The sequence below is a fragment of the Shimia fortis genome (assembly GCF_040225985.1).
In the GTDB taxonomy this organism is placed as follows: Bacteria; Pseudomonadota; Alphaproteobacteria; order Rhodobacterales; family Rhodobacteraceae; genus Shimia.
Map to the genome: position 1 here is coordinate 248,641 of NZ_JBBPEU010000004.1, position 17,935 is coordinate 266,575.

15 protein-coding genes are annotated in these 17,935 nt (G+C 61.2%); 7 read left to right on the forward strand and 8 right to left on the reverse strand.

What is annotated here, in order from left to right; genetic code table 11:
- The first annotated feature begins 81 nt into the window (after window positions 1-81).
- The gene (dacB, locus tag WNE31_RS09155; protein ID WP_349979438.1) at window positions 82-1,572 is read left to right on the forward strand and encodes a D-alanyl-D-alanine carboxypeptidase/D-alanyl-D-alanine endopeptidase; all 1,491 of its coding nucleotides are present in this window, start codon (window positions 82-84) and stop codon (window positions 1,570-1,572) included.
- 88 nt (window positions 1,573-1,660) lie between these two features.
- Here the strand turns inward: dacB and WNE31_RS09160 are convergent, their stop codons facing one another.
- Together WNE31_RS09160 and WNE31_RS09165 are read right to left on the reverse strand one after the other, a co-directional pair.
- Complete coding sequence (locus WNE31_RS09160; protein WP_349979439.1) at window positions 1,661-2,101, reverse strand: tellurite resistance TerB family protein; 441 nt, start codon at window positions 2,099-2,101, stop codon at window positions 1,661-1,663.
- A 51-nt stretch (window positions 2,102-2,152) separates the two neighbouring features.
- Entirely contained in the window at window positions 2,153-2,605 is a 453-nt protein-coding gene (locus tag WNE31_RS09165) for a cupin domain-containing protein (RefSeq protein WP_349979440.1), read from the reverse strand.
- A gap of 91 nt (window positions 2,606-2,696) precedes the next feature.
- On the opposite strand from WNE31_RS09165, the gene WNE31_RS09170 reads away from it, so the two are divergent.
- The 4 genes from WNE31_RS09170 (at window position 2,697) to WNE31_RS09185 (ending at window position 8,248) form a co-directional block, all read left to right on the forward strand.
- Window positions 2,697-3,596 (forward strand): LysR family transcriptional regulator, encoded by a 900-nt coding sequence (locus tag WNE31_RS09170; RefSeq protein WP_349979441.1) that lies wholly within the window; start codon window positions 2,697-2,699, stop codon window positions 3,594-3,596.
- A 114-nt stretch (window positions 3,597-3,710) separates the two neighbouring features.
- Complete coding sequence (locus WNE31_RS09175; protein ID WP_349979442.1) at window positions 3,711-5,354, forward strand: lysine--tRNA ligase; 1,644 nt, start codon at window positions 3,711-3,713, stop codon at window positions 5,352-5,354.
- 106 nt (window positions 5,355-5,460) lie between these two features.
- A complete protein-coding gene (locus WNE31_RS09180; protein ID WP_349979443.1) occupies window positions 5,461-5,856 on the forward strand; it encodes a DUF4864 domain-containing protein in 396 nt (131 codons plus the stop codon).
- Between the two features lie 109 nt (window positions 5,857-5,965).
- Entirely contained in the window at window positions 5,966-8,248 is a 2,283-nt protein-coding gene (locus WNE31_RS09185) for a glycosyl hydrolase family 28-related protein (RefSeq protein WP_349979444.1), read from the forward strand.
- Window positions 8,249-8,260: 12 nt separating this feature from the next.
- Here the strand turns inward: WNE31_RS09185 and WNE31_RS09190 are convergent, their stop codons facing one another.
- The 6 genes from WNE31_RS09190 to WNE31_RS09215 form a co-directional block, all read right to left on the reverse strand.
- Window positions 8,261-8,437, reverse strand: a complete 177-nt coding sequence (locus WNE31_RS09190) for a glyceraldehyde-3-phosphate dehydrogenase (protein WP_349979445.1) — start codon at window positions 8,435-8,437, stop codon at window positions 8,261-8,263.
- 58 nt (window positions 8,438-8,495) lie between these two features.
- Entirely contained in the window at window positions 8,496-9,494 is a 999-nt protein-coding gene (gap, locus tag WNE31_RS09195; RefSeq protein WP_349979446.1) for a type I glyceraldehyde-3-phosphate dehydrogenase, read from the reverse strand.
- 149 nt (window positions 9,495-9,643) lie between these two features.
- On the reverse strand, window positions 9,644-11,029 hold the full coding sequence (locus WNE31_RS09200; RefSeq protein ID WP_349979447.1) for a cryptochrome/photolyase family protein: 1,386 nt from the start codon (window positions 11,027-11,029) through the stop codon (window positions 9,644-9,646).
- A 75-nt stretch (window positions 11,030-11,104) separates the two neighbouring features.
- Window positions 11,105-11,497 (reverse strand): Cu(I)-responsive transcriptional regulator, encoded by a 393-nt coding sequence (cueR, locus tag WNE31_RS09205; RefSeq protein ID WP_349979448.1) that lies wholly within the window; start codon window positions 11,495-11,497, stop codon window positions 11,105-11,107.
- Window positions 11,498-11,500: 3 nt separating this feature from the next.
- The gene (locus tag WNE31_RS09210) at window positions 11,501-13,957 is read right to left on the reverse strand and encodes a heavy metal translocating P-type ATPase (protein WP_349979449.1); all 2,457 of its coding nucleotides are present in this window, start codon (window positions 13,955-13,957) and stop codon (window positions 11,501-11,503) included.
- A gap of 100 nt (window positions 13,958-14,057) precedes the next feature.
- Window positions 14,058-15,056 carry a helix-turn-helix domain-containing protein gene (locus tag WNE31_RS09215; protein WP_349979451.1) on the reverse strand — a complete coding sequence of 333 codons (999 nt, stop codon included), beginning with the start codon at window positions 15,054-15,056 and terminating at the stop codon, window positions 14,058-14,060.
- A 175-nt stretch (window positions 15,057-15,231) separates the two neighbouring features.
- On the opposite strand from WNE31_RS09215, the gene WNE31_RS09220 reads away from it, so the two are divergent.
- Together WNE31_RS09220 and WNE31_RS09225 are read left to right on the forward strand one after the other, a co-directional pair.
- Entirely contained in the window at window positions 15,232-15,690 is a 459-nt protein-coding gene (locus WNE31_RS09220) for a (2Fe-2S)-binding protein (RefSeq protein WP_349979452.1), read from the forward strand.
- 2 nt (window positions 15,691-15,692) lie between these two features.
- Window positions 15,693-17,933: a xanthine dehydrogenase family protein molybdopterin-binding subunit gene (locus WNE31_RS09225; RefSeq protein WP_349979453.1), complete on the forward strand. Its 2,241-nt coding sequence runs from the start codon at window positions 15,693-15,695 to the stop codon at window positions 17,931-17,933.
- Window positions 17,934-17,935 lie beyond the last annotated feature (2 nt).

Consider the following 17,935-nt stretch of genomic DNA (forward strand, 5'->3'; position numbering starts at 1 on the left):
GACCGCTAACACGTTCTTTCGGGACGGAAAATGCTTTTCCCCGTCTTGTCTGAAACGGGTGCGCGGGGTTAGGGTCGGGTTATGACCAAAGGCATTTCAAGACGTCTGTTTTTAGGAGGGATTTTGTCCGGTGCGGCGCTGCCGCTTTGGGCCAATCCGCCCAGCACATCCTTGCGCCCGGTGGCGCGCCCATCCGATCTTCAGAAACGCGCCGCGCCGGGGGTGAATACTCTGATCCGGTCGCTTGGGTTGCGCGGGGATGTGGGGTTTGCCGTGGCGGATGCCAAGACAGGCCGTGTGCTTGAGGGACAACAGGCGCAATCGGGCCTGCCGCCGGCCAGTGTAACCAAGGCGCTGACAGCGATGTATGCGCTGGATGTATTGGGGGCGGACCACCGGTTCGAGACCACGCTTGTCACCACCGGGACCGTGCAGAACGGCGTATTGCGGGGTGATCTTGTTCTGGTCGGTGGGGGAGACCCGACGCTGGACACCAATGCGCTGGCCGCGATGGCGGCGCAACTCAAGGCGTTGGGCGTGCGCGAGGTCAGGGGGCAGTTCCTGGTTTATGGCGGGGCGTTGCCCTTCGTGCGCAAACTGGACCCGTCGCAGCCCGACCATGCCGGGTACAGCCCGGCGATTTCGGGCCTCAGCCTGAATTACAACCGTGTCCATTTCGAGTGGAAACGCAGCGCAAAAGGCTGGGTCACAGCGATGGACGCGCGCAGCAACAAGTATCGCCCGGCGGTGAGCATCGCGACGATGAAAGTCAAGAAGCGCAATGTTCCGGTCTATACCTATGAGGGGCGCAACAATATCGACCATTGGACAGTCGCCTCAGGCGCGCTGGGCAATGGCGGCGCGCGGTGGTTGCCGGTGCGGCAACCGGAGCTTTATGCGGGGGATGTGTTCCGAACGCTTGCGCGGTCCCATGGCATCGTTCTGAAACCGGCCCGCAAGACCGCGAACCGGCCCGCAGGCAAGGTTCTGGTGCGCCACCAGAGCGGGCCGTTGCAGCCGATCCTGAAAGCGATGTTGAAATATTCCACCAACCTGACCGCGGAAATGGTGGGGCTGGCGGCATCACAGCACCGTGGCGCGCCGCTTGGGTCGTTGAAGGACAGTGCCAACGAGATGAACCGCTGGGCGCGGCAGCGGCTGGGCATGCCCAATGCGGCCCTCGTGGATCATTCGGGGCTGGGGGCAGCGTCGCGTTTGCGGGCGGACGAAATGGTGACGGCCCTGACGCAGGCAGGCACGAAAGGCGCGTTGCAGCCCATTCTGAAAGAGTTCAAGTTCCGCGATTCCAAAGGGCGGGTTCTCAAACAGCAGAACATCCAGGTGGCGGCCAAGACAGGCACGCTTAATTTCGTGAGTGGTCTTGCGGGCTATGCCACGGCACGGGATGGCACCGAACTGGCCTTTGCGATTTTCGTGGTGGATTCGCAGGCCCGCGCGGCGATCAAGGCGGCGGATCGTGAACGTCCGCCCGGCGCCCGGACCTGGAACCGCAAGGCCAAGCAGTTGCAGCAGAAGTTGATCGAACGCTGGGCGTTGCTCTACGGGGTATGACAGAAGAGAGGGGCGTCGCCCCTCTTGGCCCCGGACGGGGTCCGGTGCCAATTCACCCCAAGGTATTTTGCCCAAGAAAAAGACCGGGTCAGGTCATGTGACGTGCGCGCGCGCCCCGTTCGATGGCGGCGGCGTGCAGGCGGTCGATGTCGAGTTCGTAGCGGATTTCCTCGAGCAGGCGCAGCTCTGATTCGGCGAGAGATCCGTCGGCTGCGGCCACATCGCAGGCCAGCGCGTAGGCGGTTTCAAACAGGCGGTCAGGCAGGCTTTCGCGGATCAGCCCGAACAGGGCGGCCAGCCCGTCTTCCTGTTCGAACAGGTCAAACACGGTTTGCGACACGAATTTCAGGCGGTCCAGATCATAATCGGCAAAGACCGGCAGATTGTTGACGGCCGACTGGATCTTGACCAGTTCGGCGGTACGGATCTGTTCGTCCGAGGCCGAGATGGCCACCATGACGGCAACAAGGCTGTCTTGCGGGGTAAGCGGGTTCGGGATGTCCTGAGGCAAGAGCGAAGTCCTTTGCATAATCTCTTGCTTCCGAGAATAGGGGTGTGCCCGCCCGCCAGCAAGGGGCGATCAGCCAGTTTGCGCGCTGAAACGATAGGTGATGTCGGCGAAGCTGGATTCCGCAAACCCGTAAGAGAAGCGCAGCCCCTCGGGGCCCGCCACGGTGCCGTGTTCGGCATTGGCGGGGACGTAGATGGCGACGCCGGGTGCGATCTCGTGGGGGATGCCGTCGATCGTGACGGTGCCGCGGCCTTCCAGGCCGAAATAGAACTCGGCGGCGTCGTGACGGTGCGGGTGCAGCATGCCGTGGGGATCGAATTCGGCGATGCCGAGCACAAATTCCTTTGGCGCGTCGCTATTGCCGTTGATCAGGGTGCGCCAGCGGACGGTGCCGTAGGCCGGATCGGTGCCGCCTTCAAGCGGGACATTGGCTGCGTCGAGCGAAAACGCCGTGCTGGATGGTTCGGCAGGGATATTGTCGGCGATCAGGCCAACGGTGTCATATGCGGTTTGCGTGGTCATGCGCGCCTCCTGTTGTGTGCAGCCATCTAAGTGGCTTGGAGGTGGCGCGACAATGCGCTAAAACTGCACTGTAATATACACTGAGGTTATGATGTCAGTGCGCTTGCCCGCCTTTTCCGGTCTGACCGCCTTTTACGCTTCTGTGCGTCATGGCACGCTTACGGGGGCGGCCAGAGAGTTGAATGTGTCGCAACCGGCGATTTCGCGGCGAATAGCGGCCCTGGAGGCGGATCTGGGGTGCCATCTGTTCGATCGGAGCCGGAAGCCCGTGAAGTTGACTCAACAGGGCAGGGATCTGGCGCATGTGTTGCGCGCGAGCTTTGGTCAGATCGAAATTGTTACAGAGCGGCTGCGCAGGGGGGGTGCACAGGGCGTTGTGACCGTGTCTGCCCCGTCGGGGTTCGTCGGATCATGGCTGATCCCCAAGCTGGCAGAACTGGAAGCAGAGTTTCCGGAGGTCACGATTCGTATCATCAGCCAGGAGTATGGTGATCCCGAGCGGCCGGGCGATGTGTCTGTGCGTTTTGGTCTGCCGGATGAAGGAAACGCCGGCGAGGCGCGAATCCTTGGGACGGGGGTGTTTCCCGTGGCAAGCCCGCTGTATCTCGCGCGGCGTCAGGGTAGAACAGACGGGTTTGGTGGAATGACCCTGTTGACGATGGAAGCAGCGCGGCGGCATTGGCATGACTGGCCCAGCTGGTTCCGCGCCCAAGGGCAAGACATGCCGGATGATGTGCGGCTTATGGATTTCAACTCCTATGCCATGATGGTGAACGCCGCGTTGGCCGCGCAGGGTGTGTGCCTGTGCTGGTCCGGATTGCTGAACGATTTCCTTGAAAGCGGGGCCATGGTGCGGCTGGGGCAGGCCGAGGCGCAATCGGCGCGCGGCTATTACGTGGCCGCCCGAGAGGGGCTGGCGGCGCGGCGAGAGGTGCGGGACGTCGTGGATTGGATCGTGACGCGCGGCACGGAAGTCGCAGAGGCGGGATAAACCCGTTCAACAGGGCATGTTTTGCAGCTATATGTTGACCATGCTGCAACGGCATAATAGCAAGCCGCGGTCCGTCCTGCATAGGGCAGGCGGTCCCCTCTGATGGAGTTAATAATGTCTGAACTGCGCGAAGCTGCACTCGTTTCGAAAGCCTGGCCCTTTGAAGAAGCGCGCCGGGTGCTCAAACGGTATCAAAAGCAGCCCCCCGAGAAGGGGTTTGTGTTGTTCGAGACGGGCTATGGGCCGTCGGGGCTGCCGCATATCGGCACCTTTGGCGAGGTTGCGCGCACGACGATGATCAAGACCGCCTTCGAAGTGATTTCGGATATTCCGACCAAGCTGATCTGTTTTTCGGACGATCTCGACGGGATGCGCAAGGTGCCCGGCAACGTGCCGAATTCGGAAATGCTCTACGATCACCTGCAAAAGCCGCTGACCTCGGTCCCCGATCCGTTCGAGGAATTCGAGAGCTTTGGCCACCACAATAACGCCATGCTGCGCCGGTTCCTGGATACGTTCGGGTTCGAATACGAGTTTTATTCGGCGACCGAATTCTATGGCACGGGCCAGTTTGACGAGATTCTGAAGCGCGCGGTCGAAAAGTACGACGAGATCATGGCCGTGATGTTGAAATCGCTGCGCGAAGAGCGTCAACAGACCTATTCGATCTTCCTGCCGATCCATCCGGAAACCGGTCGTGTCCTGTATGTGCCGATGAAAAACGTCGATAAGGAAAACCACACGATCACCTTTGACGACGAAGACGGTAAGGAATGGACGCTGCCTGTCACCGGCGGCAACGTGAAACTGCAGTGGAAGCCGGACTTTGGCGCGCGCTGGGCGGCGCTGGAAGTCGATTTCGAGATGTATGGCAAGGACCACAGCACCAACACACCAATCTATGACAGCATCTGCCGTATTCTTGGCTGGCGCGCGCCGGAACACTTTACTTACGAACTGTTCCTTGATGAAAACGGGCAGAAGATTTCCAAGACTTCGGGCAACGGGGTGTCGATCGACGAATGGCTGACCTATGCCTCGACCGAGTCTCTGGCCTACTTCATGTACCAGAAACCCAAGACCGCCAAGAGGATGCATTTCGACGTGATCCCCAAGGCGATGGACGAGTATAACCAACAGCTTGTCGCCTATCACAAACAGGACCTTAAGCAGCAGCTGAACAATCCGGTCTGGCACATCCACGGCGGCGATGTTCCGCAGTCTAACATGGTGGTGCCGTTCTCGATGCTGTTGAACCTTGCCTCGGCGGCGTCTGCGCATGACAAGGAAACGCTGTGGGGCTTTATCCGCCGCTATGCGCCGGATGCGACGCCGGAAACCCACCCCGATCTGGACGCGGCGGCGGGGTATGCGGTCAAGTATTTCGAGGATTTCGTCGAACCTGCGAAAACCTTCCGCCTGCCGACGGATCAGGAGCGCTCCGCGCTGGAAGAGCTGGCAGCGGCATTCCGCGATGGCGACACCGCGCTGGACCTCATCGTGCGCAAGAACGAGATGATGGGCAACGAAGATCCGCTGCCCGAGGTCGACTTCGGTTCGGATGAGTTCCTGCAATCTGTCGTGTTTGCCGTGGGCAAGCTGCACGGGTTCGAGAACCTGCGTGACTGGTTCAAGGCGCTGTACGAGGTGCTTCTGGGTGCTTCGCAGGGGCCGCGGTTCGGTGGCTTTGCGGCCCTGTACGGGGTCGAGGAAACCGCGGCGCTGATCGACAAGGCGCTGGCGGGCGATCTCGCTTAAGGCGGACATTTGCGATGATTTTGGGGGCACGGGGCCAGCGGTCTCGTGTCCCTTTCTTTTGAAGCGATCCTTGCGCGCGCTATCTGGTGCAGCGGGAGGATATGTTATGCGCTTTCTTACAACGATTGTTCTGATGGTTGCGGCGGGGATGGCCTCGGCGGACACGTCAAAGGTCAAGTCGGTAATCCAGAACCAGATCGCGGCCTTTGGTGTGAACGATTTTGACCGGGCCTTTCAATATGCGAGTCCGTCCATCCAGGGCCTTTTCGGATCGCCGGACCGTTTCGAGGTCATGGTCAAGGAAGGATACCCGATGGTGTGGCAGGCTGAGGCCGTGCAGTTCCTTGACCTGCGCGTAATTTCGGGCCGGTTGTGGCAAAAAGTGGCGGTGCGCGATGCAGACGGCGTGGTGCATCTGCTGGATTATCAGATGGTCACGGTGGACGGTGTCTGGCGCATCAATGCCGTGCAGAAACTTCCGCAGGCGGGCGCAGGGGCGTAAGGCGGCACCGTCACGGTGGGGTCGGCCTGCGTTAACAGGCGTTTGATATTTCCCTTTGCCAAGGTTCGGGCCGGTTGTGGCCGGATGGGCAAGCTTGGAAAGGGACTTCATGAACAAGGCAATTACGGATGGCGTGCTGTTTATGCCGTCAACATTCAGGGACGGTCTGGATGTCTGGTCGCGAGGCGACGGGACGCAAGGGTCGGACACCTATGAAAACGCGGTGAACGCGGCATTTGTGCCCAGCGATCAGGACTTTGCGGGCTGCCTTGAGCTGCAGAAAACCGCGACGACCCAGAAATTGCGGTACATGGGGCAGACGCCGATGCTGCCCGGTTGCTATCTGCGCATCACGGCGCGGGTCAAGGCGATGAGCGGGGCCCTGCCCGCGGTGCGGATTGCGGGCTATGCTGCCTATAATAACGCGTCGCACGTGTCTGGATTGGTCGAAACCGGCCCCGAGACCCAGTTGACCAGCTATGGCGAGGTGGTCGAGGTCAGCGCGATTGTCGGCACGGGCGCGCGGGGGGGCGTGGACATGGTCTGGGGGCGTGCACCTGTCTATGGCCATTTCGGACTGGATCTGACGGGGCCGACCGGCGGGATCGTTCGGATCGACGATATCGTGATCGAGGATATCACCGGCGCCTTCCTGCGTGACATGATGAACTGGGTGGACGTGCGCGATTTCGGTGCTGTCGGGGATGGTGTCGCCGATGATGCACCGGCCTTTGCGGCGGCCAACGCTGCCGCAGACGGGCGCGAGGTTCTGGTGCCTGAAGGCCTGTTCCATCTGGCAAGCAGTGTCACGATGGATGTACCGGTCCGATTTCAAGGCACGGTCACCATGCCCGAGAACCGTTATCTGACGCTGAACAAGAATTTCGACCTACCGGCCTATATCGCGGCCTTCGGTAACGAAGAACTTGGCTTCAAAAAGGCATTCCAATCCCTGTTGAACAATGCGGATCACGAGTCACTGGATCTGGGTGGGCGGCGCATCACCGTGACCGAACCGATTGATCTGCAGGCCGTGGTCGCAACCAAGGACTCATATGCGCAGCGCCGCGTGATCCGCAACGGGCAGTTCTATGTGTCGGGCGATTCTGCGTGGAATCCGGACGTGGTGACATCGCAGGCGACCTATGATTCGGCTCAGGCCCGCACGCTGCGCAATGTGAGCAATGTCGCGAATATTCCGGTGGGCGCGCTGGTGTCGGGTAATGGTGTCGGGCGCGAAGTCTATGTCGAGCGCAAGAATGTCTCGACGCAGGAGTTGACCCTGTCGCAGCCGCTTTATGATGCGGAGGGGACGCAGAATTTCACCTTCACCCGTTTCAAGTACATTCTGGATTTCAGCGGCTTCGAGCGGGTCAGCATGATCAACATCGAAGATGTGGATTTCCAGTGCAACAGCATGGCCAGCGGGATTCTGCTGTCGCGTTCCGGGGTCGCCTTTCATGTGCGGGACTGTTTCTTTACCCGTCCCAAGCATCGCGGGATCACCTCGCCCGGAACGGGGTGTCAGGGCATGCTGATTGACCGCTGTAATTTCATCACCGCCGAAGGGGGCGCAAGGGCGCAGGACCGCATTTCGGTGGCGATCAACACCAATGCGAACGACGTCAAGGTGCGCAACAACCGCGCCAGCCAGTTCCGGCATTTCCTAGTCATCGGCGGGATGAATGCGGTTGTCACCGGCAATCATTTCTTTCAGGGCGACGGAGAGGATGCAGGCGTGCGCACGGCCGGGGTACTGATGGCGCTGTCGCATATTTCAATGAATTTCGACAGCAATTATGTCGACAATGCCACGATTGAGTGGACCAATGAATACGACGCGACACCCGATTTCACCGGTGGATACTCTTTCAGCGCGCTGAGTGTAACGGACAACGTGTTCCTGTCCGGCGACGTGGCCCCTTGGGTCGCATATCTCGTGATCAAGCCCTATGGCACGGGGCACTACATCACCGGCCTGACAGTAACGGGCAACAAGTTCCGTAGCATTCACGGCAGTATGAACCGGGTGGATCGGGTGGATACGAGCTTTGCCAATCTCGATATGAGCAAGGGCAAACATGTGCTGGTGGAAGGCAATACCTTCCACGCGATTGCAACGCCCTGTTACAACCCGCTGCAGGTGGATTTCGAACAGTCCACCCCCCAGCGCACATGGGTCGTCGATCTTGAGGACAAGCTGCCCTTTGGCGGGCGGGCCCGGACGGTCGAGGCGGTGGTGCCGATCTCGAAGATCGAAACCTCAAGCAATGTCGGGGTCTACACGATGCCTTATGCGCGCACGGAACAGGGCAGCAACAATGACGAACTGCATCTGAAATGGGAGCGTGACGTCAGGGGCGAAGTCTCGGTGACGGTGCGTATGGACTAGGGCGCGCGGTGGCTAGCGCCAGAAGGCCATCCATTCGATGAGGTCGACCAGTTTGCGCATCAGCATCAGCGTCGCCTGACCGTCCAGCCAGATCAGATCATAGGCCAAGCCGCCGAAAATGATCAGGGCCAGGAAAACTGCGATCGGATTGGTCATAAAGAAATGCGCCTTCGGATGCGTGTCGGTCATCAAAGGATATGCCCGACAGCGTCCGAAGGCGCAAGATTGGTTCAGGAGATCGGGACGATTACATCGAGCCCATCTTCTGGGCCACGTCTGCCATGCGGCAGGAGAAGCCCCATTCGTTGTCGTACCACGCAAGAACGCGAACCAGACGCCCGCCGATGACTTTGGTCTGGTCGGCGGCGAAGATCGAGCTTTCTTCGGTATGGTTGAAATCTGTCGAAACCAGTTTCTCTTCGGTGTAGCCCAGCACGCCTTTCATCGGGCCAGCGGCGGCTTCGGCCATGACGGCGTTCACGTCTGCCTCGGTGACGTCCTTCTTGGCGACAAATGTTAGGTCCACGGCCGAGACATTCGGGGTGGGGACGCGCACGGCGGACCCGTCCAGTTTGCCTTTCAGTTCGGGCAGAACTTCACCGAGTGCCTTGGCTGCACCGGTCGAGGTCGGGATCATCGACATTGCGGCCGCGCGGGCGCGGTACAGGTCTTTGTGGCGACGGTCGAGCGTCGGCTGGTCACCGGTATAGGCGTGGATCGTGGTCATGATGCCCGACTCAATGCCAAACGCGTTGTTCAGAACCTTGGCGACAGGGGCCAGACAGTTGGTGGTGCAGGACCCGTTGGAGATCATGGTGTCCGAGGCTTCGAGCATTTCGTCGTTCACACCGAACACGATGGTCTTGTCGACGTTCTTGCCGGGGGCCGACAGCAGCACTTTCTTGGCGCCACGCTCGAGGTGGGCCTTGGCCTTTTCACCGTCGTTGAACTTGCCGGTACACTCCATGACAACGTCGACACCCGACCAGTCGAGTTCGTCCATGTCATAGGTCGAGAACATCTGCATCTCGCCCGCGCCAAGATCCATCATGCCTTCGCCGATCTTGACCTCATTGCGGAAGCGGCCATGGACCGAGTCATAACGGATCAGGTGCGCCGCGGTTTCCAGCGGGCCGGTGGCGTTGACCTTGACGACCTTGACGTCGTCGCGTGCGCTTTCGGCAATGTGCATGAGAGTGCAGCGGCCAATGCGGCCAAATCCGTTGATACCTACAGTGACGGTCATGGTTGACGTATCCCTTTGTTCAGAATTTGCGGGCGGTATACGGGGGATGTTTCCTTTCGGAAAGGGTAAAGGGCGACGTCATCCGTGGTGTTAGCGGTAAATGTGACGCCGTGGCATCGGTACACTGCAGATCGCGGCGTCGCAGCCGGTCACAATGCCTTGAACGCGTCCAGCGCACGCACCCGCGATTCCTTGAGATCTGCCAAGGGATGGGGATAGGTTTTGCCCAAAGCGACATCCGCCGCCTTCAGAACCAGCGCAGGGGCCGCCCATGGTGCATGGATAGAGCGGTCGGGCAAGGCGGCAAGTTCGGGCACGTAGCGGCGGATATAGCTGCCTTGTGGGTCGAACTTCTCGCTTTGGGTCACGGGGTTGAAAATTCTGAAATAGGGGGCGGCATCCGCGCCGCTGCCCGCCACCCATTGCCAACTGGCCGCGTTGTTCGCAGGGTCCGCATCAAACAACGTGTCATCAAACCAGGCAAGGCCGTGGCGCCAGTGGATCATCAGGTTCTTGATCAGGAAAGACGCCACGATCATACGCACGCGGTTGTGCATGTAGCCGGTCTGCCAAAGTTCCCGCATGCCCGCATCGACGATGGGAATGCCAGTTTGCCCTGTCTGCCAGCGGCGCAGCTCCTCTGGCGCGTCGCGCCACGGGAAGCTGTCGAATTTCCGGTTCAGATTGTGGGTCGCAATGTCGGGATTGTGGAACAGGATGCTGTAGGAAAACTCGCGCCAGCCCAGTTCCGAGAGAAAATGGTCGCGGTCGCCCGAGGCATCCCGCGCCCGCGCGGCGTGCCATACGGTATTGGGGGAAACTTCCCCGAAATGCAGGTGCGGCGACAGGCGCGAGACATTTTCCTGCGCCGGAATGTTGCGGCCTTCCTTGTAGCCGTCCAGCCCGTCGGACAGGAACGCCTCAAGCCGTGCCCCTGCGCCCGCTTCGCCCGGGGTCCAGTCCGACATAACATCGGTGTCCCAGCCGATCCCGTCGCGCAGACCTAATTCGTCAAGCGCGCAGCCGTCCACGGTGTCGGCAAAGGATATCTCTGGCGCGGGCAGGGGTGTCCGCGGCGGCGGGGCCGCCATGCATCCCTTTCGGAAAAACGGCGTGAATACCTTGTAAGGCGTGCCGTCCGCCTTTTTCACATCCATCGGCTCCCACAGAAGCGTGCCGTTTTCGCTATGCACCTCAAGCCCTTCGGCCTTCAGCGTCGATTTCAACGCAGTGTCTACGGTGATGCCCGCGGCATCATAGCGGCGGGTCCATGTCACCACCGATGCGCCGGTCTGGTGGGCCAGATCCGGCAGGCAGGTCAGGGGATCGCCCAACATCAGCACCAGACGCCCATCCAGCGCCGTGTTCAGGGCCGTGAGAGAGCGATGAAGCCACGCCGCGCTGGCCCCGCCAAGCGGCACCTTGTCGTCGTGGATATAGACGGGAATAACCTTGCCCGCACGGGCGGCACGGGTGAGGGCAGGGTTGTCGTACAGCCGCAGGTCGCGGCGAAACCAGTGGATCGCAATAGTCATGCCCGGAACCTAGTATGCGGCGCTCTCTTGTCGAGGGGAAAGACATAAGATCCGACGCAAAATGGACGTTAGAGCTCAGGTTTTGCCGCAGGCCAGGTCGTTCAGGATTGGACAGTCGGGGCGGTTGTCCCCTGCGCATTCCGACACCAGAAGCGCGAGGGTTTCGCGCATCGACTGCAACTGGGCAATCTTCTCGTCGATGCGGATCAAATGTTCCTGCGCCACTTTCTTGACGTCGGCGCTGGCGCGGCTTTCGTCCTCGTACATCGCCATCAGTGTCCGGCAGTCCTCGATCGAGAACCCAAGCGCCCGTGCGCGCCCCAGAAAGGTCAGTTTGTGCAAATCATTCTGACTAAAGCGGCGATAGCCGTTCTCGGACCGGTCGGGCGTGATCAGGCCGATATCTTCGTAGTAGCGGATGGTTTTGGCAGGAAGGCCGGACTTGCCTGAAATCTCTCCGATATTCATGGCTTACTCCTGTGAAGTGATGGGCATGGCAGGGGATATGCGGCGCAGGCGCAGCGCGTTGGTCAACACGAACACCGACGAAAGCGCCATCGCGCCAGCCCCCAGCATGGGCGAGAGCTGCCAGCCGAGCAGCGGATAGAACAGCCCGGCGGCTACCGGGATCAGGGCGATGTTGTAGATGAAGGCCCAGAACAGGTTCTGGCGGATGTTCTTCATCGTGGCGATCGAGACATCCAGCGCGTTTACCACACCAGCAGGGTCGCCCGAGACCAGCACCACGTCGGCGCTTTCGATGGCGACATCCGTGCCGGTGCCTATGGCGATGCCGGTTTCAGCCACGGCAAGCGCTGGCGCATCGTTGATGCCGTCGCCGACAAACGCGACCGGCCCCTTGGCCTGAAGCTTGCGCACCGCGTCGGCCTTGCCCTCGGGCAGCACGTCAGCCTGTACGTTGCGGATGCCCAGTTCGGCAGCAATCGCCGCCGCTGTGGTCGCGTTGTCCCCGGTGATCATGGCGACCTCGATCCCCGCCGCTTCGAGAGCCTGGAGGGCAGGGCGGGCGCTGGGCTTGATCGGGTCCGCGACCGAAAATACTCCGGCCAGTTGGCCGTCGATGGCGACAAAGAACGGGGTTTCGCCTTTGGCGGCGGCTGCCTGAGCGGTGCCTGATAGCGGCGAGAAATCCACGTTTTCGCGGATCATCAGCCGCGGGTTGCCGATCAGGACGGTTTGCTCCCCGACACAGGCCGTGACGCCGTGGCCTTCGATCGCCGTGAAATTAGTGGCTTGCGGCAGATCTAGGTCTTTGGACAAGGCCGCGCGTTCCACCGCAAGGGCAATCGGGTGTTCCGACTGGCTCTCGACCGCGGCGGCCAGTCGCAAGACCGTGTCCGCGTCAAAGCCGCTGGCGGGGGCCAGCAGGACGAGTTCGGGCCGCCCCGCCGTAAGCGTGCCGGTCTTGTCGAACGCGACGGTCGTAATCTCGTCCAGCTGTTGCAGCGCCTCGCCCTTGCGGAACAAGACCCCCATCTCTGCGGCGCGCCCGGTGCCGACCATGATCGAGGTCGGCGTGGCCAGCCCCATAGCGCAGGGGCAGGCAATAATCAGCACCGAGACCGCCGCCACAAGCGCGTGCGCCAGCCTTGGCTCCGGCCCGAACAAAAGCCAGCCCGCCAGCGCAAGCAGCGCAACACCCATGACAACCGGCACAAAGATCAGAACGATCCGGTCCACAAGCGACTGCACCGGCAGCTTGGCGCCCTGCGCCTGTTCCACCATGGCGATGATCCGCGCCAGCATGGTATCGCTGCCCACGCCCGTCGCCCGGAATGTCAGCGCGCCCGTGCCGTTGATCGTGCCCGCGATGACCGTGTCGCCTGTGCCCTTGGCGACAGGCAGCGGTTCACCCGAGATCATGCTTTCGTCGATATGGCTGGTGCCGGTCAGAACTTCGCCGTCCACTGCCACCTTTTCGCCGGGGCGCAGGTGCAGCGTGTCGCCGACATGCACCTCGTCCACGGGCAGTTCGATCAAGGCGCCATGGCGTTCCACCCGTGCCGTTTGCGCCTGCAGGCCGACAAGCTTGCGGATCGCGTCGCCCGTGTGCCCTTTGGCCCGTGCCTCGAGCCAGCGGCCCATCAGGATCAGGGTAACGATCACTGCTGCCGCCTCGAAATAGACATTGCGAGCGCCCTCGGGCAGCAAGGCCGGCGCAAACAGGGCCACGGTGGAATAGCCCCACGCCGCCAGCGATCCCAGCGCCACCAATGAATTCATGTCAGGCGTGCGGCGCCAGAGCAACGGTATGCCCTTGCGATAGAACACCTGCCCGGGCCACAGCATGACCAGCGTTGTCAGCACGAACTGGAGCGTCCAGGATGTCTGGACCCCGATATTCATATGCACCCAGTGGTGAAAGGCGGGGATCATGTGTCCGCCCATTTCCAGCACAAAGACGGGCAGGGTCAGAACTGCCGCCAGCGCAAAGGCATTGCGGGCCGGTGTGATCTTGTCGGTTTCGGACCCCGCGGGCGTGTCACCCCGGCGCGGGGTTGCGGCATAGCCACTGTCTGTGACCAAATGGGCGAGCTCGGCCGCGCTGACCGCGCCACGCAAAGTCCGGATCGTTGCGGTCTCGCTGGCAAGGTTGACCTGCGCCGCGATCACGCCCGGCTGCGCGGTCAGGGCTTGTTCAACCCGCGCCACACAGGACGCACAGCTCATATCCGCGATGTCCAGCACGATCACGTCCTCGCGCGCCGGATAGCCGGCGGTCTTGAGGGTCTGGCGAATGTCGTCGGCAGTTGCGGTGGTCAGTGTGACATATCCGCTGGCCGCAGCGAGGTTCACTGTGGCTTCGGTCTGTCCCGGCATCGCTTGCAATGCGCGTTCGGCCCGTCCGGCGCACCCGGCGCAGCTCATCCCGTCGATCTCAAAACGCAATTTGGCGGCGGCAGTCATGGGCGCAGCCCTCCGTTACAGTTGTTCTTTCCTTATAAAGCTTCCTGTTTTGGGAAGGTCAAGGCTTCCTGTGGCTGGATGGTTGTCGATTTTTGCGCCGCTAGTGCGCGGGTGTCAGGCGCGCCTGCATCGGGGTCATGCCGGTCCATCCGTGAAAAGCGCGGTAAAACGAGTTCGGATCGCGATAGGCCAGCAGATAGGATATTTCCTCGATGCTCATGTCGTCCTGACGCAGGTAATGCAACGAAAGTTCCGAGCGGACCTCGTCCAGAACCGCCTGAAAGGTGGTGGCTTCGTCCTTGAGTTTGCGTTGCAGGCTGCGGCGCGACATGCACAACCGTTTGCACGCGGCATTGACCGAAGAGTCGCCCGCCGGAAGCATCTCGAACAGGGTCTTGCGCAGGCGATCGGTGGTCGGGGTGTCCGGCAGTTTTTCCGCCAGTTGGCGTTTCAGGTCCCGTTCAAACCCGGCCAACAATTCGGCATTCTGCGAGATCAGCGGGCGCGTGGCGTCTTCGTCACTGAGATGGATCGCGGCGATTCCCGTGCCCGATGGCGTGACGCCAAAGTAGTCGAAAAGATCGGGTGTCATCCGCGCCCCGACCGGCAGGGTGATGTCGCGCGGGATGATATGTTCGGCGGTGAAGGTCCGGCTGCATTCAAGGAAATAGACCAGTTCGAACAGCGCCATCTGGGCGGGCATCTCGACCGTCGGATCACTGGACTGAAAGGTCAGGGATACCGTGTCGCCCGCGCGCAGCACCTCGAGCTTGCACGGTGCGATAAGGGGTTTGAACAGTGCCATGCGTTTGACGCCGCTTTCGATGTCGGGGCTACAGGAAAAGGCAAAGACCGGCGGCACGAACGGTCCGTGGGCGTAGAATTTTCCGAGAAACAGCGGCAGGTCATCGCGTTTGGCCTCGTCAAAAACGGCCTGAAAGATCGCAAAGAACTGCTCTGCCGTACTGCCTTTACCCTCGTGTTCGATATGGTCCGCAGGCAGGCCGGCGCGGCGCAGAACCCGCACTGGATCAATCTTCAGAACCCGGCACAGCTGATAGAATTTTTCGCCGCTGGCATAGAGAAGTTTCTGGGTCATGGTCCCCACCATGTTTCGGATCTATCGCGCGCAGGATGGGGCAGCAACGCGGCCCAATCCACCGCACTTGGCGACTTTGGCACCATCTGAATGAATTTTGGCACAATCTGCAAGTTGTAATGGCGGATTTAATGCTAACCTTTAATGCAACGGATAAGCCAGCAGGAGAAAGCGCGTGAAACTCGTTGTGGATGGAAAGACGCATGACGTGGATGTCGAAGACGACATGCCGCTGTTGTGGGTGCTGAGAGATGAGATTGGCATCAAGGGCGTGAAATACGGCTGCGGCGTTGCGGCCTGCGGCGCCTGTACCGTGCATATCGACGGGGTGGCCGTGCGCTCTTGTCAGACGGCTGCGGGTGATGTGACCGGAGAGGTGACCACCATCAACGGGCTGGGTCAGCCGGACGCACTGCACGCGGTGCAGGAAGCATGGATCGAACATCAGGTGGCGCAGTGCGGCTATTGCCAGTCGGGCCAGATCATGCAGGCGGCGGCGCTGCTGGCGGAAACGCCGAACCCCACCGACGACGAGATTGACACGGCCATGTCGGGCAACCTCTGCCGCTGCGGCACCTATCCGCGCATCCGCGCCGCCGTGAAAACCGCCGCCACCAAGGTGCAGGGAGCGTAATCATGGGCAAAGTTGGAAAAATTGCACGCCGTACCTTTCTGATCGGGTCCGCTGCCGTCGTGGGCGGCGTCGCCTTTGGGGTCTACAAGGCAAAAACCCCCTATGCGAACCCGAATGAAACCGACCTCGCCTCGGGCGCGGCGAGCTTCAACCCCTGGGTCGTGATTGACGGCGACACGATCACGTTGATTGGCCCGCACGGGGACAAGGGGCAGGGCGTGGCCCATTCGCAGGCCATCCTGATCGCCGAGGAAATGGATCTTGATCTTGGCCAATTCGAAACCAGTTTTGGCAAGCCGGACAAGGCTTATTGGAATTCCGCGCTAGCGGATGAGGGCGTGCCGTTCCCGTCCACGGATGACGGGTTCACCGCCGAAACCATGCGCAGCATCATGGGGGGGGTGGTCAAGCTGATGGGGATGCAGATCACCGGTGGCTCGACCACGATCCCAGACAGCTTTGACAAACTGCGCCGGGCAGGGGCCGTGGCCCGCGAAACGCTCAAGGCGGCGGCGGCCGAGAAATCGGGTATCAACACCACCGCGCTCAAAACCGAGTCGGGCCATGTCATTCTGCCCGACGGCACGCGTCTGAGCTATCAGGAGCTTGCCCCGATTGCAGCGGGTCTTGAGCCTGTGACCGACGTCACCCTGCGCGACCCTGCCGAATGGCGCCTGATTGGCAAGCCGACCCAGCGGATCGACATCGTGGCCAAATCCACCGGCACCCAGACTTACGGGATCGACCTTGATATTCCGGGGCAGGTGCATGCCGCGGTCAAGGTAAACCCGCGTCAGGGCGGTGTGATGAACGGGTATGACGCCACTGCCGCCCTAGAGATGCGCGGTGTCTCGAAGGTGGTCGAGATCACCAACGGCGTTGCCGTGATTGCCGACAATACCTGGCGAGCGATGCAGGCTGCCGAAGCGATTGATTTTGACTGGGGTCCGGCGCCCTATCCGGCAGAGCAGGCGCAGCACTGGGAGGAGATCGGCCGTTCTTTCGTCGCGGATCGTCTGGACAAGACATGGCGCGATGACGGCGACACGGCGGCGGCCCTGTCGGCGGGCACGCCGATGAACGCCGAATACCGCGCGCCCTATGTGGCCCATGCTCCGCTAGAGCCGCTGAATGCCACCGTTCTGGTGGAAGGCGGCGGTGTGACTGTCTGGGCCGGGCATCAGATCCCGCGCCAGCTTCAGGTTCTGGTTGCGCAGATCACGGGGCACGATCCCGAACAGGTGACGTTTATCAACCAGTATATGGGCGGCAGTTTCGGGCACCGGCTTGAGTTCGACAACATCAAGCAGGCCGCCGAGATCGCGAACCAGATGCGCGGCACGCCTGTCAAGCTGACCTATTCGCGGGAAGAGGACTTTGCCCACGATTACCCGCGGCATATCGGCATGGCGCGCGGCGCAGGTACCGTCAAGGATGGCAAGGTCGAGGCGATTGACCTTCAGGTTGCAATGCCTTCGGTGATCGAATCCCAGATGGGGCGCGCGCAGATGCCTGTGCCCGGCCCCGACAGCCAGATCGTTGCCGGGTCGTGGAACAACCCTTACAATCTGCCGAACTACCGGATGCGAGGCTATCGCGTGCCGCAACTGGCGCCGGTGTCCTCTTGGCGTTCGGTCGGGGCGTCGGCCAACGGGTTCTTTTTCGACAGCTTTCTGGATGAACTCATCCACGAGGCTGGTGCCGACCCGATGGAAGAGCGTATCCGCCTGATGGGTCACGACGTCAGCCGCAAGGTGCTTGAGGCTGTCGCCGAGATGTCATCCTGGGGCGGCGAGCTTGGCCCGAACAAGGGGCGCGGCGTCGCCTTCGTCGAGAGCTTTGGAGTTCCCACGGCCGAAGTGATCGAGGTGACCAATACCGACGACGGGATTCGCATCGACAAGGTCTGGATTGCCGCCGATGTCGGCACTGTCGTCGATCCTGTGAACTTCGAAAACCTGATGCAGGGCGGGGTCGTGTTTGGCCTTGGTCACGCGATCAACAGTGAAATCACCTATGCTGGCGGCATGGCCGAACAGGCCAACTACTGGGACGCCGAAGGTATGCGCCTGAACCAATGCCCCGAGATATTTGTCAAAGGGCTTGAAAACGGCACCAAGGTGCGTGGTATCGGCGAACCCCCGATCCCGCCTGCGGCCCCGGCGCTGGCCAACGCGATCTTTGCCGCCACCGGCCAGCGCATCCGCGAGATGCCGTTCAACAGGCATATCGACTTTGTCTGACA